Here is a 15326-nt window from a genome sequence, read left to right as displayed (position 1 = left end):
TAACCATGGCACATGCAGCGCAAATCAAGATCCCCGCCACCTACATGCGTGGCGGTACCAGCAAGGGCGTGTTTTTCAGCCTCAAGGACCTGCCCGAATCGGCGCAGGTGCCGGGTGCTGCTCGCGATGCCTTGCTGTTAAGGGTCATCGGCAGCCCTGACCCCTACGACAAGCAGATCGACGGCATGGGCGGTGCAACCTCCAGCACCAGCAAAACCGTGATCCTGGCCAAAAGCACCCGCGCCGATCACGACGTGGACTACCTGTTTGGCCAGGTCTCGATCGACAAGCCGTTTGTCGACTGGAGCGGCAACTGCGGCAACCTGTCGGCGGCGGTGGGTTCGTTTGCCATTAGCGCCGGCCTGGTTGACCCGGCCCGCGTGCCGCATAACGGTGTGGCGGTGGTGCGGGTGTGGCAGGCCAATATCGGCAAGACCATCATCGCTCACGTACCGATCACCGACGGCGCGGTGCAGGAAACCGGCGACTTTGAGCTCGACGGCGTGACCTTCCCGGCCGCCGAAGTGCAACTGGAGTTCATGGACCCGGCAGCGGAAGAAGAGGGTGGCGGTGGCTCGATGTTTCCCACCGGCAACTTGATCGACGACCTGGAAGTGCCGGGAGTCGGCACCTTCAAGGCGACGCTGATCAACGCCGGCATCCCGACGATTTTCATCAACGCCGAAGACCTCGGCTACACCGGCACCGAGCTGCAAGGCGCGGTCAACAGCGACCCGAAAGCGCTGGCGATGTTCGAGACCGTGCGGGCCTATGGCGCGTTGCGCATGGGCCTGATCAAACACCTGGACGAAGCCGCCCAGCGACAGCACACGCCGAAGGTCGCGTTTGTGGCCAAACCTTTGGATTACGTGGCGTCCAGTGGCAAGGCAATCAAGGCCGGTGATGTGGATTTGCTGGTGCGCGCACTGTCCATGGGCAAGCTGCACCACGCGATGATGGGCACGGCGGCGGTGGCGATTGGCACGGCGGCGGCGATTTCCGGCACCCTGGTCAACCTCGCGGCCGGTGGTGTGGAGCGCAACGCGGTGCGGTTCGGGCACCCGTCCGGCACCTTGCGCGTGGGCGCCGAGGCCACCCAGGTCAACGGCGAATGGGTGGTGAAAAAAGCCATCATGAGCCGCAGCGCACGGGTGCTGATGGAAGGTTTCGTGCGCGTGCCCGGCGACGCGTTCTAAAGACCAACACAATCCCTTTTGGGGAGTGGGCTTGTGTGGGAGCGAGCAAGTCCGCTCCCACAGGGGTTCAACACTATCCGAACTACCAAGGCAGGCAACCAGACCGGCCTTAACATGATCAACCGTGAGCCCGAGGACTAACCCCAACCCACTTTGGAGTACTGCCATGAGCGCCAACGTCGACCAGAACAACCGCCCCGACTACGACCAGGTCCTGCAGGACATTGCCGACTATGTCCTCAACTACCGTATCGATTCCCGGGACGCCCTGGACACCGCCCGCAACTGCCTGATGGATACCCTCGGCTGCGGCCTGCTGGCCCTGCGTTTTCCCGAGTGCACCAAGCACCTGGGGCCGATTGTCGAAGGCACCGTCGTGCCGTTCGGCGCGCGCGTGCCGGGCACCTCATTGCGCCTGGACCCGGTCAAGGCTGCCTGGGACATTGGCTGCATCGTGCGCTGGCTCGACTACAACGACACCTGGCTCGCCGCCGAATGGGGCCACCCTTCGGATAACCTTGGCGGCATCCTCGCCGTGGCTGATCACGTGTCGCAAAAACGTGTGGCCAACGGTGACGCGCCACTGACCGTGCGTGCGGTGCTGGAAGCGATGATCATGGCCCACGAAATCCAGGGCGTGATTGCCCTCGAAAATTCCTTCAACCGCGTTGGCCTCGACCATGTGTTGCTGGTGAAAGTCGCCTCCACGGCGGTCACCGCCAAGCTGATGGGCGCCAACCGTGAACAGCTGCTGTCGGCGTTGTCCCATGCCTTTGTCGATGGGCAGGCGCTGCGCACCTATCGCCACGCACCCAATGCCGGTTCGCGCAAATCCTGGGCGGCCGGGGATGCATCGAGCCGTGGCGTGCGCCTGGCCGATATCGCAATGCGCGGCGAGATGGGCATCCCCGGTGTGCTGAGCGCGCCGCAATGGGGTTTTTATGACGTGCTGTTCAGCCACACCAACAAAGACCTCGCACTCAAGCCTGAGGACAAGCGTGGGTTCAGCCTGCCCCAGCCTTATGGCACCTATGTGATGGAAAACGTGTTGTTCAAGATCAGCTTCCCGGCCGAGTTCCATGCGCAAACGGCCTGTGAGGCGGCGGTGGCCTTGCACCCGCTGGTCCAGGAGCGTCTGCATGAAATCGAACGCATCGTGATCACCACGCATGAGTCGGCGATTCGCATCATTTCCAAAGTCGGGAAACTGGCCAATGCCGCCGACCGCGACCACTGCCTGCAATACATGACTGCCGTGCCGTTGGCCTTCGGCAATCTGGTGGCCGAGCAGTACGAAGATGAGTTCCACGCGGCGCACCCGATCATCGATGAGCTGCGCGACAAGATGGAGATCGTTGAGGACTTGCGCTACAGCCGCGAATACCTGGAGGCCGACAAGCGCTCCATCGCCAATGCCGTGCAGGTGTTTTTCAAGGACGGCACCCACACCGAGCAGGTCGTGGTGGAATACCCGATTGGGCATCGTCGCCGTCGGGTGGATGGGATTCCGTTGTTGGAGGACAAGTTCAAGGCCAACCTAGCCACGCGGTTTACCGCGCAGCGCAGTGGCGAGATTTTTGCGTTGTGCAAGGATCAGGCGCGGCTTGAGGCCACGCCGGTGAATCGGTTTGTGGACCTGTTCGTAATCTGACAAACACCCAAAAACTAACTGGGGAGCCAGCTCCCACATTGTTTCGGTGTTGCTCAATAGAAAATGGTCGACTTCACGCCGTTACATACTGCCTTCCACATCATCCAGGCTAAACGTCTCGGTATGGTCGTCATACGAAAAAATCTCCGCATAACGCCCCCACGCAATCACGCTTTCGAGGGTTTTTTCCACGAATGCTTCGGTCATCGAGTCTTCCAGCTCCTGTTCGAAGCGCACCCGTGGCGCGCGGTGCCCGCTGCGCTCAAGCAACACCTGATGAATCCGCGCGGCCAGGGGCACGTGTTTGATCAAATGCTCGGCGAACAGGGTTTTGCGTTCCTGGGTGCCGTAGTCGGCGAACAGCTTGCCGGCGTCGGTGAGGGTGATGTCGGCGCCCTTGAGTTCAGCGAAACCCAAATGCTCGAGCATCTCGGCCACCGGAAACAGGTCATCGACCTCCAGCAAGCGCCGTTCGGCCACGGTGGGCAAACCGGCGTGGCCGTTGTAAGGCTCGGCGGCCAGGGTTTCGATCAGGCCGGCCATCAGGTTGGTGGACACCTCCGGCAGCAGGCTGCCCATTTTCAGCTCGGGTATGCCACGGCTGGCATCGGCGCTGCGTCGGTCGGTCATCAGGGCGTAGATGTCATCGACCATTTGCCGGAACGTCGGGTCCAGGCGGTTGCGCGGGTGTGCGAACGGCACTTTGATCTCGGCGACCACGCGGCCGGGGTTGGATGACAGCACCAGGATGCGGTCGCACATCAGCACCGCTTCTTCAATATTGTGGGTCACGATCAGGATCGACTTGATCGGCAACTGCTTGCCGCTCCACAAGTCCAGCAGGTCGGTACGCAGGGTTTCGGCGGTGAGCACGTCAAGGGCCGAGAAGGGCTCGTCCATCAGCAACAGCGTCGGGTTGACCACCAGGCCACGGGCAAACCCCACGCGCTGGCGCATGCCGCCGGACAGCTCGCGCGGGTAGGCGTTTTCAAAGCCGTCGAGGCCGATCAAGTCGATGGCGGCCAAGGCGCGCCGGCGGGTTTCCTTGCGCTCGACTTGCAAGGCTTGCAGGCCGGCTTCGACGTTTTCCAGCACGGTGAGCCAAGGGAACAGCGCAAAGGTCTGAAACACCATGGCCACGCCTTCGGCCGGGCCGTTGAGCGGCGCGCCGTTGTAGCGCACTTCGCCGGATGACGGCTGGATCAGCCCGGCGATAATGCGCAGCAGGGTGGATTTGCCCGAGCCGGAGCGGCCAAGCATGCCGACGATCTCGCCTTCGTGCAGGCTCAAGTCGACGCCGCTGAGTACTTGCAGCTCGTCTTTACCTTTGCCGAACACTCGGTTGACGTTTTTCAGCGAGTAGATTTGCGGGGTATCGGCAGTGTTTTCGGTGTAGGTAGTCATCACAGCGAATCCCATCAATTCAGACGAAGTTTGTTTTCAGCGATGGCGTACATCGGCCGCCAGACCGCGCGGTTGAACGCCACCACGAAGATCGACATCACCACCACGCCCAGGGCAATTTTCGGAAAGTCGCCAGCGGCGGTGGTTTGCGCGATGTAGGCGCCCAGCCCATGGGCGACCACGTTGTCCTGGCCCCAGGACACGTACTCGGACACGATGCTGGCGTTCCAGGCACCGCCCGAGGCAGTAATGGCGCCGGTGACGTAATAGGGGAAGATCCCCGGCAGCATCACCTTGCGCCACCACAGCCAGCCGCGAATGCGGAAGTTGGCGGCGGCTTCCTTGAAGTCATTGGGGAAGGCACTGGCGCCGGCAATCACGTTGAACAGGATGTACCACTGGGTGCCCAGCACGATCAGCGGGCTCAGCCAGATATCCGGGTTGAGGTTGTAGTGCAGGATCACGATCACAAACACCGGGAACAACAGGTTCGCCGGGAAGGCCGCGAGAAACTGCGCCAACGGCTGGATTTTTTCCGCCAACGCAGGGCGCAAGCCGATCATCACGCCCAACGGCACCCAGATCAGCGAGGCGATCAGGATCAGCCCGGCCACCCGCAGCAAGGTGATCAGGCCCAGTACAAAGACATGGCCGACTTCGGCGAAGGTCACTTCGGTGCCGACGTATAGCACGATGTGGTACAGCGCATACGCGGCCAGCAGCGCAATCAGCGTGCCCCACACCCAGTCGATCACTTTTGACGCCGCCGGTGTTTCAGCCGGCAACGCCTTGAACGCACCGCCCGCCAGGCTGAAACGCTTATTGCCGATCCGGCTGAAGGCACGGGTGATGGGGCGCAGGATGCGCTGCACGATGCGCGTGCGCTGGATCAGGTTCAACAGCCAGGATTGTGGCGCCGCGCCCTGGGATGCGGTGGTTTCCATGCGGAACTTGTCAGCCCAGGCCACCAGCGGGCGGAACAGCAACTGGTCGTACAGCAGGATCACCACAATCATCGCCAAAATCACGTAACCCACGGCGTGCAGGTCTTTCTGGGCGATCGCCAAGGCCAGGTACGAACCGACGCCCGGCAGGGTGATGGTCTTGTCGCCGACGGTGATGGCTTCGGAAGCCACCACGAAGAACCAGCCGCCGGACATGCTCATCATCATGTTCCACACCAGCCCAGGCATGGCGAATGGCACATCGAGCTTCCAGAATTTCTGCCAGCCGGAAAGCCGCAGGTTGGTCGACACCTCCACCAAGTCGTGGGGCAGCATGCGCAGCGACTGATAGAAGCTGAACGTCATGTTCCAGGCCTGGCTGGTGAAGATCGCAAAAATCGCCGCAAGCTCGGCGCCGAGTACGCGCCCGGGGAACAGCAGCAGGAAGAACGTCACCGTGAATGAGATGTAGCCGAGTACCGGCACCGATTGCAGGATATCGAGCACCGGCACCAGCAGCTTTTCAGCGCGCCGGCTTTTGGCCGCCAGGGTGCCGTACAGCAAGGTGAACACCAGCGCCGCGACCATGGCCGCGAGCATGCGCATCGTGGTGCGCATTGCGTATTCCGGCAGGTTGGCCGGGTCCAGGGAAATGACTTCACTCTGCAACGTGGCGATGGGCGCCCAGGTTTCCCGGGCCGTGAGGGAGAAAAACAGCAGAAAGCCGATCACCAGCGGCAGCGCGACCAGATCCCAGCGGTTGGGCAGCAAGCGCAGAGTGGATGCCGGCAGGTAATCGCGGAACACTTTGTTCATAGGCATTCAGTCCTGCAGCGTTCAGGTTCAGGGGCGTAATGGGGGTGAGCTTAGCTGCTGCACGAATGCCCCACCGAGAAGGGCGGGCGCTGTGTTCGTGAGTCAGGGGCAACGAGAGGTTGCAGGCGGGATTGTACGTTTCTGAATGTTACAAGCGCATAAATTTGCTGTCAGTTTCCTGTACGAACTGCGGCTTGGGCATCCGTTTTGCGTGAGTTGATCAACCTTCAGGAAAGGGCTGATTGCGCTGCCGACATAATTAGCTACCCACACATCCTGTATTTCAGGAACCGCTTTCAGACAAATGCCAATCAATGGGTCAGATCGCTTGCCGCAGCAAGTCTCTGCCAACCCACCACTCAGCATTATCTGGATTTGAGAAAGCATCTTATGATTAGCGTAAATACCCCGCCACAAACGAATTACCCTGTGGGCCACGAAGCGTCTCAACATTCGAAGCCGCCCCGTCAGGACAGCAAGGCCGATACCTCAAGTGATGTCGGCACACAGGGCGATGCTGCAGCGCCTCGGCCCCCCATGACGCCAGAGCAGCGCGGTCAGTTATCGAGCCACAGCACCCTCGTTAACCCGCCGCAATTGCAAAAGGCGGGCTCACAGGATGAGACGCTGGAGTTGGTGGGTAAAAATAACCAGCTCCTGATCGACTTCAAGGCGTTTATCACAGAGTGCGAGGGCAAAATCGTCAAACTCAAAAACGAAATTGTCGAACTGCGTGAGCAACTGAGTGCTCCACGCAAAGGCGCCGATGAGGCTCCCATCGAACTGCCTCAAACGTCTCAGGAACCGGTTAACCCGGTTGTTCCGGACGGCCAGACAACTGAAGTTCCCCAGGGTCAGGATCTTGAGGAGGCACTCAAGCTGAATACGCAGTTACGCGCAGATATCAGCAGGCTGATGCAGCAGATGACGCAGGCCTTTGAAGCGTTGGGCAAGGAGCTTAAAAGTATGACTGAGCACGTCAAGACGATGAGCACAGCTGAAACCCGGACGCCGACGGATAAGTCCATGATGACCACCCGCGATGAGCCGGCGGATTCGCCCAGCGAGTCACCCACGCAGGCAGCGCCCACCTCTGATCAATTCAGGGTGGACAACGCTAATATCGAAGCGGGTATTGCTGAGATGAAGTCCTATTACAGCACGCAAATTTCAATGCTTGAGGAACAGGTAAAGGTGTTGAGAAAACACCTTGATGAGGCGAAACAGTAGGGCTTAGCTTCACTGCGGCAAGCGTGGTCTCCGGCGCCCACGCTTGGCCGAATTGCGTACTTTATCCCTCAAACCGCAGGATCACCCGGCGGTTGTGCTTGCTCTTCTTCTCGATTTTTTCGCAGAACACCCGGCCGATTTCTTCGGTGTTGATCACATGGGTGCCACCGCAGGGCTGGATATCGATCCCGGCGATTTCTATTACCCTCACTGAGCCCTGGATGACCGGTGGCGCCACCGCCTGGGTGCGGGTGATCTGCAGCAGGGTCGAGTATTCCGAAGCGGGCATCGACAAGGTTTTCACCCCATGGGCTTGTTCGATCAAGGCATTGAGGTCGCGGGTGATGCTGTCCTTGTCGAGGGTCATTTCCGGTAAGTCGAAGTCCAGGCGGCCTTTGTCTGCGCTGATGCTGCAGCCGGTGACGGGCGCATCAATGATCGAGCACAGCAGGTGCAGGCAGGTGTGCATTTTCATGTGCTGGTAGCGCCGTTCCCAATCCAGGCCGGCATCCACCTGTACGCCGGCCGTCAATTGCTCGGGGCAATGTTCAACCTGGTGCCAGATGATCGAGCGCAACACCGGGTCGCGCACGGTGCCGGTCACGTTGACCCGCGTGCCATCGGCCAGGGTCAGGTGCCCGGTGTCGCCCGGCTGCCCGCCGCCGGTGGGGTAGAACAGCGTGTGTTCCAGGGCAATGCCCTGTTCGCTGACGGCAATCACCCGGGCGTTGAAAGCGTTCTGGTAGGGCGCGCTGTCAAACAGCGCCAGGGTTTCCATGGTATGCACGGACATGTTCAACCTCCGACGATCAGTGGGCTGGCTTGCAGCAGGTGACGCACCATTGCGCTCAAGCCAGGCGGGGAGAGCAGGGTGATCTCAAATTCGGGGCCACAGACTTTCAGGTTCAGCGGCAAGCGGGGCAGATGGTCGCCGGTGTCCAGGCGACGCAGGCGAAACTGCAAGTGATGACGCTCCTTCACCGTGGGCTCCAGCATCAGCCCGTGCAAAGGGTGAAAGTCGGCATCCAGCACCGTGACCTTGTGGCTGGCGCTGACTTCGCCGACCACGTGCAAACGCTCATCCAGCGCGAAAGCCCCCAGGTAATTGCTGTGATCCGATTCGGCGTTCTTTTGTAACTGGATCTGGTTGACCACCTTGACCTTGGTGCCCGCCGGTACATCCTGGGTGATCACACACGAAGGGCTGATAAACACGTTGTCGCCGATCTGCACATAGCCCAGCACGCGCGCGCCGGAGCCGACCTCGACGTTATTGCCCAGGCGCGGGTGGCGTTTGCCGTCCGGGTTGTTGGCAATGCCTCGGGCACCGAGGGTCACGCCGCAGAGGATGTAGCAATCGTTGCCGATCTCGCAGGTTTCGCCGATCACGGTGCCGAAACCGTGGTCCAGCACAAAGCGCCGGCCGATCCGGGCTGCAGGGTGGATTTCGGCGCCGGAGAGGATTTTGCCCTGGTTGCTGAGCTTGAGGGCCATGCGTGAGAACAGACCGTTGGCCTGGTCGGGGAAATTCCACACCAAGTGTGCCAGCCGGTAGAACAACACCGCCTTGAACGAGGCGTAGGACTCCAGGATCAGTTCGCCCCGCCCACGGGATGCCGGGTCGCGGTAGGCATAGGCAATCAAGTCCTCTGCCACGGCCTGGGCGGCATTCTGGATCAATGGCGCCAAATGCGGTTCCAACTGCTTCATCTGCGCAGGCGTCAGGGTCTGGATGAGGTGGGTCAGCAACTCATCGTGCAACTGTTGCATGTCGATAAAGCCCCCCATGGAGGCACCCCCACAGTCTGGTTGGTTGAAAAACCGGTTATTCGAAATTGGGCAGGTAGCTGTCGGCATTGTCGTAGACCATGGTCAACACCACCGTTTCGGGCGGGAGTTCGGGGGCGAGTTGGGCGATGGCCACCATGTTGGCGGCTGAAGACAAACCCAGGCTGATGGCGTCGGTGCGCATGATGCGTTTCATCATGTCGATGCAGGCCAGGCGCGAGACCTTGAGCATGCCGTCAATGACACCCAGGTTAAGAATGCTCGGGATCAAGCCGATCGACAGGCCCTGGATATGGTGCGGCGCGTGCTGGTCCTTGAGCAGGTCGCATTCTTCCGGCTCCACGCCCATGACGCGCATCGCAGGCCAGGTCGCCTTGAGGGTTTCTCCGATGCCGGTGATATGGCCACCGGTGCCGATGCCGCTGACGAAATAGTCCACGCGCTGTTCACCGAAGGCGCGGAGGATTTCCGGTGCGGTGGTGTCGCGGTGGGTCTGCGGGTTGGCGCCGTTGCGCTGCTGGTTGAGCATCACGAAATTGGGGTTTTCCAACTGCAGTTCCATGCACTTTTCGCCGTGGGAATTGTTCCCGAGGCGGCTGTCCGACAGCACCACCTTGGCGCCGTACAGGCGCAGCAGTTTCTGCTTTTCGGGGCTGTAGTTGTCAGGGATCACCAGCACCACTTTGTAGCCCAGCACATTGCCGGCCATCACCAGGCCAATGCCGGTATTGCCGCCGCTGGGCTCGATGATGGTTTGCCCGGAATCGCGAATCAGCACACCTCGACGTTCTGCGTCGAGGATCATGCCCAGGGCGATACGCGCCTTGTGGCTGCCGCCAGGGTTGAGGGATTCGAGCTTGGCGTAGACCTCGATGCCGAGGTCTTCGGAAAACTGCGCCAGGCGCACGATCGGCGTATGGCCGATCACGTCGAGAATGGAGTTATGCAACATCGCTCAGCCCCCGGATCAGTACAAAGGCATGTCGGGTTCGACGTCGCGAACCCAATGTTTCATGCCGCCCTGCAGGACTTTGGTATTGGCGAAGCCGGCGGCCAGCAGAGTGCTGGCCGCTTGCTCGGCGCGGGTTCCGGCGTAGCAAATCAGGTAATGGGTATTGTCGCGGCTCAGGCTGCCCAATTGCCCGTCCAGTTCGGCCAGCGGGATATGCACCACGCCCGGCAATTTGCACACTTCCAGCTCGCTGGCGTCGCGCACATCCAGCAACACGTCGGCGCTGCGTGGGTGTTCGAGCAGTTGCTTGAGCACGCGTGGTTTGATGTAGCGCTCTTCGGCCAATGCGGGCCGGCTCGGAACGGCATCCGCGCAAACGGCTGGCGCGACGTTTTCGCTGTGGCGCAGGTCTGAGCAGCATGGGCAGTCGGCACGGCGTTTGAAGCGGATCTCGCTGAACTTCATGGCCAGCGCGTCGAAGCGCATCAGGCGGCCCGACAGCGGTTCGCCGATGCCGATGAGCAATTTGATCGCTTCGGTGGCCTGGATCATGCCTACCACACCCGGCAGCACACCGATCACGCCACCGGCGCTGCAATTGGGTGCCAACTCGGCCGGCGGTGCTGAAGGAAACAGGCAGCGGTAGCACGGCCCGCCTTTGTAGTTGAGCACGCTGATCTGCCCGTCGAAACGGTAGATGGCGCCGTACACCAACGGCTTGCCCAATTGCACGCAGGCATCGTTGACCAGGTAGCGGGTGTCGAAATTATCAGTGCCGTCGATCACCAGGTCATAAGCGCCGACCAGCTCCAGCGCATTGTCGGCGTTGAGGGCGGTGTTGTGGGCATTGATCTGGATATGGCTGTTGAGGTCTTGCAGCCGCCGCTTGGCCGACTCGACCTTGGGCATGCCCAGGGTGCTGTTGCCGTGCACGATCTGGCGTTGCAGGTTGCTGCTCTCGACCACATCGAAATCCACCAGGCCCAGGGTGCCGATGCCGGCTGCCGCGAGGTACAGGCTGATGGGCGAGCCCAGGCCGCCGGTGCCGATGATCAGCACCTTGGCTTTTTTGAGGTTCAACTGGCCTTCACGGCCGACGCCGGGCAGGGTGATATGGCGCACATAGCGCTGGACTTCTTCATTGCTCAGTGCGTCGACATCCATGCCGCCGGAGGTGGCCAGCAGCACTTCGATCCTGGCCTTTTCCGGCAAGGGTTCATCGGCGCCGATCAATGCTTCTTCGGCGGTGAACAGGAAGTGTTCCTTGAGCTGGTTGTTGTTTTCGTGGAACAGGTGCGAGCGCAGCTGCGGGTGGCTGCTGCAGAGGTTTTCAATGACTTCGCGCAATGTCGATCCAGTGCCCTCAAGGGTCGATTCCGGCAGCTTGGCCACGCGAACCAGGATATCGGGGAAAGAGACAGCGTTCATGGACAACTCCGTGTGCAGGTCGTTGAAGGGTTTAAGGGCGAATTGCTTGCCATCCCAGGCAAACAGCTTTGAGCCCAGGGCCTGGCCCTGGCGCACGTCCACCACCAGGTAGCTGACGGGGTGGATCGGCTCACCCAGGAACAGGGCCTTGTCCTGGTCTTCATCACTGAAATAGGCGCCGACGTCCGGGTGGGAGTGGTAAATCACCACCACCGGGTTGTCGCTGCGAAACGCCTTGTTCAGCAGCAGGGTGTCGGCCACCGAAAAGGTATAGCCATTGGCCGCGCTGCGCGGGTACATCTCGGGGTTCTTGTGGTGCAGCTCATTCTGGATATTGTTGCCCAGGTACACACTGCCATCGGCGAAGACAAAACCGCAGCATTCGTCCGGGTAGCTGCAGCTGGCATGGGCATAGATCTGTTCCAGAGCGGTGGGGCGGAGGACTTCCATGTTTCTCTCGCGTTGTTGTCGTTGTGGTTTAAGGGTCAATTTTTTTTGGCCAGGAGTTTTTCAACCGGCAACTTGGTGATCGCAAAACCCGCCAGCAGGATGGCCGAGTACAGCATCAGGTCACGGGAAATTTCTACGCCTTCGTACCAGGCGCCGATGATCACCGCGAACACCGGGAAAATAATGAACACGAACGACAAAATGATCGGGCTCAAACGTTTGAGCAGCATGAAATACACAATAAACCCGCCCACCGACGCCACCAGCCCGAGGTAGAACAGCGCACTCCACGAGCGCAGGGTGATGTTTTCGAAGGTCGGTGTTTCAAACCACAGGCCGGCCACGAACAGCATCAGCCCTGCGATACCGATGGGCAGTGTGTTGTAGGTAATCACGCTGATGGCGCTGCCTTTTTGCTTGGTGATGACGTAGCACAAGGCATGCATGATCGCGGCGGTCAGAATCGCCAGCACGCCGAAGAATTCGGCGTGGTCCAGGTGCAGGCCCTGGCTCTTGATGATCATGTAGAGGCTGCCGAAACCGATGCCGATGCCGACCACCTGGGAAAAGTAGATGCGTTCGCGCAAAAACAGCGCGGAGAAAATCAGGATGAACACCGGCATGCAGCTGAACAGCAGCGCGGTGAGGCCGGACGACACATGCATTTCGCCGTAGTTGAGCAAGTAATAGGGAACGCTGAAATACGACAGGGTCACGAATACGAAGAACCAGCGGCTTTCACGCGGGAACAGGATCGGCTCGCGGCGCACCAGGGCAAAACACAGGAACAACGGGAACGCGATCAGAAAGCGCAGCCCGGCAGACGTCAGCGGCGGCACGCTTTCGACGGCGATCTTGATGCCAAGCCAGGTGGTGCCCCAACTCAGGCACACGATAAGAAACATCACGCTGGTGACCAGGCCGGCCAACCACTGTTTCTGATTTTTTGTTTTTGTAGTGTTTTCAAGAACGGCGGACATTGGCATCGTTTATTGCTTCCCTGAGCCGGAATTGAACTCTATATTGACTGTGTATTAAGTTGTTTCATCCGGTGATTGAACCCGTAAAAGCACACTATTAGGGCGAATGATGGCTGTCAAAACAAATATTGACATGGTGTCAATTATGCGTGAGGGGTTGGCCAGCGGTCAGGGCGTGAAGTACAAACGCCTGTCCGATGTGATGGAGCGGGGCATCCTTGAAGGCTTGATTGAGCCGGGGCGCAAACTGCCGCCCCATCGGGTGCTTTCCGATAATCTCGGCGTGACCATCGGCACCATCAGCCGCGCCTACGGCGAGCTGGAGCGACTGGGATTAGTGGTGGCGCGTGTCGGTGACGGCACCTTCGTGCGCAAGCGTGGGATGGAGCGTCAGCGTGATGAAGGCTTTCGCAACGTCAGCGAAGAGCCGCGCCAGTACTTCGACATGAGCCGCAACATGCACATTCCAGGGCAAGAAACGGTGTTCCTGGCCCAAAGCTTCCAAACCTTGTCGACCAACGCCAAGTTCCTCCAGGACATCAGCGCCTATACGCCGGACGCCGGTTTGCCGCGCTACCGCGAGGCCGGTGCGCAATGGCTGGTGCAGCGCGATTTTCATCCGATTCCCGAGCAGGTCATCTGCGTCAATGGCGGCCAGCATGGCCTGCTCTGCGCCATGATGGCGTTGCTGCGGGCGGGGGATACGGTGGTCACTGAGCAACTGACTTACCCAGGGCTTATCACCGCCGCACGCATGCTCGGTGTACGGCTGATCGGCCTGGAGATGGATGATGAAGGCGTGCTGCCCGGTGCGCTGGATGAAGTCTGTCGTAATCACCGGGTTTCGGCGTTGTACTGCACCCCGACGATCCAGAACCCGACCACGGCCGTGCTGTCCGTTGCACGCCGGGAAGCGCTGGCCAAGGTGTGCCGCGAGCATAATCTGCTGATTCTGGAAGACGAAGCCCACGGCGTGTTGGTGGAAGATCGCCCGCCGCCGCTGAGTTTCTTCGCGCCCGAGCGTACGATTTTGATCAGCAGCCTGAGCAAGGCGGTGTCTGCCGGTTTGCGCGTGGGGTATGTGCATGCGCCACCGGCCTTGGTCAGCCGGATTTCAGCGGCCTTGCGCTCGACCTGCTGGATGGCCACGCCGGTGACGCTGGAGCTGGCGACACAGTGGATCGAAAACGGCACGGCGGAATACCTGCTGCGCCAGCAAATCAACGAGATCAGCCGGCGCAAGGCCCTGGTGCGTGATCTGCTGGTGGGTCTGGAATACCGCACTCACCTCAACAGCCCACACTTCTGGATTGAAGTGCCGGAGCCCTGGCGTGCGTCGGAAATCGAGGCGGAGCTCAAGCAGAATAATTACCTGATCGCCACCGCAGAGGCGTTTGCCGTAGGGCAGACGGCGGTGCCGCAGTTTATTCGGGCGAGTATCTGTAATACGTCGGGTGACGATCAGTTGCTGCGTGAGGGCTTTGACGCGCTCGCCACCGCGCTGGGGCAGGGCGGTGACAGGTTTCAGCTGTAGGCAAGCATATACACCGACCTAATGTGGGAGCGAGCAAGCCCGCTCCCACATTTTGAATGCGGTGTTACTTGAAGCGGCGTTCCACACCTTTCTCCACCAGAATTTTCGCCGAAATCTCTTCCACCGAAAAATGCGTGGAATTGATGTGCGCAATGTTCTCGCGACGGAACAGATTTTCCACTTCGCGCACTTCGAATTCGCACTGGGCATAGCTGGAGTAGCGGCTGTTGGGCTTGCGCTCGTTGCGGATGGCGGTAAGACGGTCCGGGTCGATGGTCAGGCCGAACAGCTTGTGGGAATGCGCACGCAGGGCGGCAGGCAGCGTCAGGTGCTCCATGTCGTCTTCGGTGAGCGGGTAGTTGGCCGCACGGATACCGAATTGCATGGCCATGTACAGGCACGTCGGGGTCTTGCCGCAGCGAGACACCCCTACCAGGATCAGGTCGGCCTTGTCATAGTAGTGGGTGCGAGCGCCGTCATCGTTGTCGAGGGCGAAGTTCACCGCCTCGATACGCTCCATATAGTTGGAGTTATGGCCAATGGAATGGGACTTGCCCACGGAATAGGAGGAATGTTCACTCAGCTCCTGTTCCAATGGCGCCAGGAACGTGGAGAAGATGTCGATCATGAAACCATTGGAGGTTGCCAGGATCTCACGAATGTCCTGGTTGACGATGGTGTCGAAAATGATCGGGCGAAAACCGTCTTTTTCAGCCGCCAGATTGATTTGTTGTACCATGGCCCGCGCTTTATCCACGCTGTCTATATACGGCCGCGTGAATTTGGCGAAGGTAATGTTTTCGAACTGCGCGAGCAGGCTCTGGCCCAATGTTTCGGCTGTAATGCCGGTGCCGTCGGAAATAAAGAAAGCAGATCGTTTCATTTGAGCCCTGGGCCTTAAGCTGATGGCGAATCTTGGATATGATAGGCGCGATTTTGCCGTCCCGCAGTGG

Annotated in this window: 12 protein-coding genes; 4 read left to right on the top strand and 8 right to left on the bottom strand. The window is 60.0% G+C overall.

Translation table 11 applies throughout. The features are described 5' to 3' along the window. Positions 1-5 precede the first annotated feature (5 nt). Positions 6-1196, top strand: coding sequence for a 2-methylaconitate cis-trans isomerase PrpF (gene prpF / locus BFP92_RS13765; RefSeq protein WP_065929892.1), 1191 nt, complete (start codon positions 6-8; stop codon positions 1194-1196). 166 nt (positions 1197-1362) lie between these two features. Then, positions 1363-2847, top strand: a complete 1485-nt coding sequence (gene prpD, locus BFP92_RS13760) for a 2-methylcitrate dehydratase (RefSeq protein ID WP_065929891.1) — start codon at positions 1363-1365, stop codon at positions 2845-2847. 81 nt (positions 2848-2928) lie between these two features. On the opposite strand, the gene BFP92_RS13755 is transcribed toward prpD, so the two are convergent. Both BFP92_RS13755 and BFP92_RS13750 read right to left on the bottom strand, forming a co-directional pair. Next, the gene (locus tag BFP92_RS13755; RefSeq protein WP_065929890.1) at positions 2929-4251 is read right to left on the bottom strand and encodes an ABC transporter ATP-binding protein; all 1323 of its coding nucleotides are present in this window, start codon (positions 4249-4251) and stop codon (positions 2929-2931) included. Positions 4252-4265: 14 nt separating this feature from the next. Then, positions 4266-6011, bottom strand: coding sequence for an ABC transporter permease (locus BFP92_RS13750; protein ID WP_065929889.1), 1746 nt, complete (start codon positions 6009-6011; stop codon positions 4266-4268). Positions 6012-6218: 207 nt separating this feature from the next. Here BFP92_RS13750 and BFP92_RS13745 point away from each other — a divergent pair, with 207 nt between their 5' ends. After that, positions 6219-7241 (top strand): hypothetical protein, encoded by a 1023-nt coding sequence (locus BFP92_RS13745; protein WP_139114062.1) that lies wholly within the window; start codon positions 6219-6221, stop codon positions 7239-7241. Between the two features lie 61 nt (positions 7242-7302). Here BFP92_RS13745 and BFP92_RS13740 read toward each other — a convergent pair whose 3' ends face one another. Genes BFP92_RS13740 through BFP92_RS13720 form a run of 5 tightly spaced genes read right to left on the bottom strand, consistent with a single transcriptional unit; the run spans position 7303 to position 12788 of the window. Continuing rightward, complete coding sequence (locus tag BFP92_RS13740; RefSeq protein WP_065929887.1) at positions 7303-8034, bottom strand: alanyl-tRNA editing protein; 732 nt, start codon at positions 8032-8034, stop codon at positions 7303-7305. A 2-nt stretch (positions 8035-8036) separates the two neighbouring features. Continuing rightward, a complete protein-coding gene (locus BFP92_RS13735; RefSeq protein ID WP_056861570.1) occupies positions 8037-9029 on the bottom strand; it encodes a serine O-acetyltransferase in 993 nt (330 codons plus the stop codon). Positions 9030-9066: 37 nt separating this feature from the next. Next, positions 9067-9981 carry a PLP-dependent cysteine synthase family protein gene (locus tag BFP92_RS13730; RefSeq protein ID WP_065929886.1) on the bottom strand — a complete coding sequence of 305 codons (915 nt, stop codon included), beginning with the start codon at positions 9979-9981 and terminating at the stop codon, positions 9067-9069. A 15-nt stretch (positions 9982-9996) separates the two neighbouring features. Continuing rightward, on the bottom strand, positions 9997-11859 hold the full coding sequence (gene moeB / locus BFP92_RS13725) for a molybdopterin-synthase adenylyltransferase MoeB (RefSeq protein WP_065929885.1): 1863 nt from the start codon (positions 11857-11859) through the stop codon (positions 9997-9999). Positions 11860-11894: 35 nt separating this feature from the next. After that, on the bottom strand, positions 11895-12788 hold the full coding sequence (locus BFP92_RS13720; protein ID WP_017134754.1) for a DMT family transporter: 894 nt from the start codon (positions 12786-12788) through the stop codon (positions 11895-11897). Positions 12789-12948: 160 nt separating this feature from the next. Between BFP92_RS13720 and BFP92_RS13715 the strand changes: the two genes are divergently transcribed. After that, positions 12949-14373: an aminotransferase-like domain-containing protein gene (locus BFP92_RS13715; RefSeq protein ID WP_056861688.1), complete on the top strand. Its 1425-nt coding sequence runs from the start codon at positions 12949-12951 to the stop codon at positions 14371-14373. Between the two features lie 64 nt (positions 14374-14437). Here the strand turns inward: BFP92_RS13715 and BFP92_RS13710 are convergent, their stop codons facing one another. Beyond that, positions 14438-15256, bottom strand: coding sequence for a posphoenolpyruvate synthetase regulatory kinase/phosphorylase PpsR (locus tag BFP92_RS13710; RefSeq protein ID WP_003193298.1), 819 nt, complete (start codon positions 15254-15256; stop codon positions 14438-14440). Between the last annotated feature and the right edge of the window lie 70 nt (positions 15257-15326).

This window comes from Pseudomonas sp. 58 R 3 (genome assembly GCF_900006605.1).
In the GTDB taxonomy this organism is placed as follows: Bacteria; Pseudomonadota; Gammaproteobacteria; order Pseudomonadales; family Pseudomonadaceae; genus Aquipseudomonas; species Aquipseudomonas salomonii.
The sequence above is the reverse complement of the archived record's forward strand: the minus strand, read 5'-3'. Positions and strand labels throughout refer to the sequence as shown.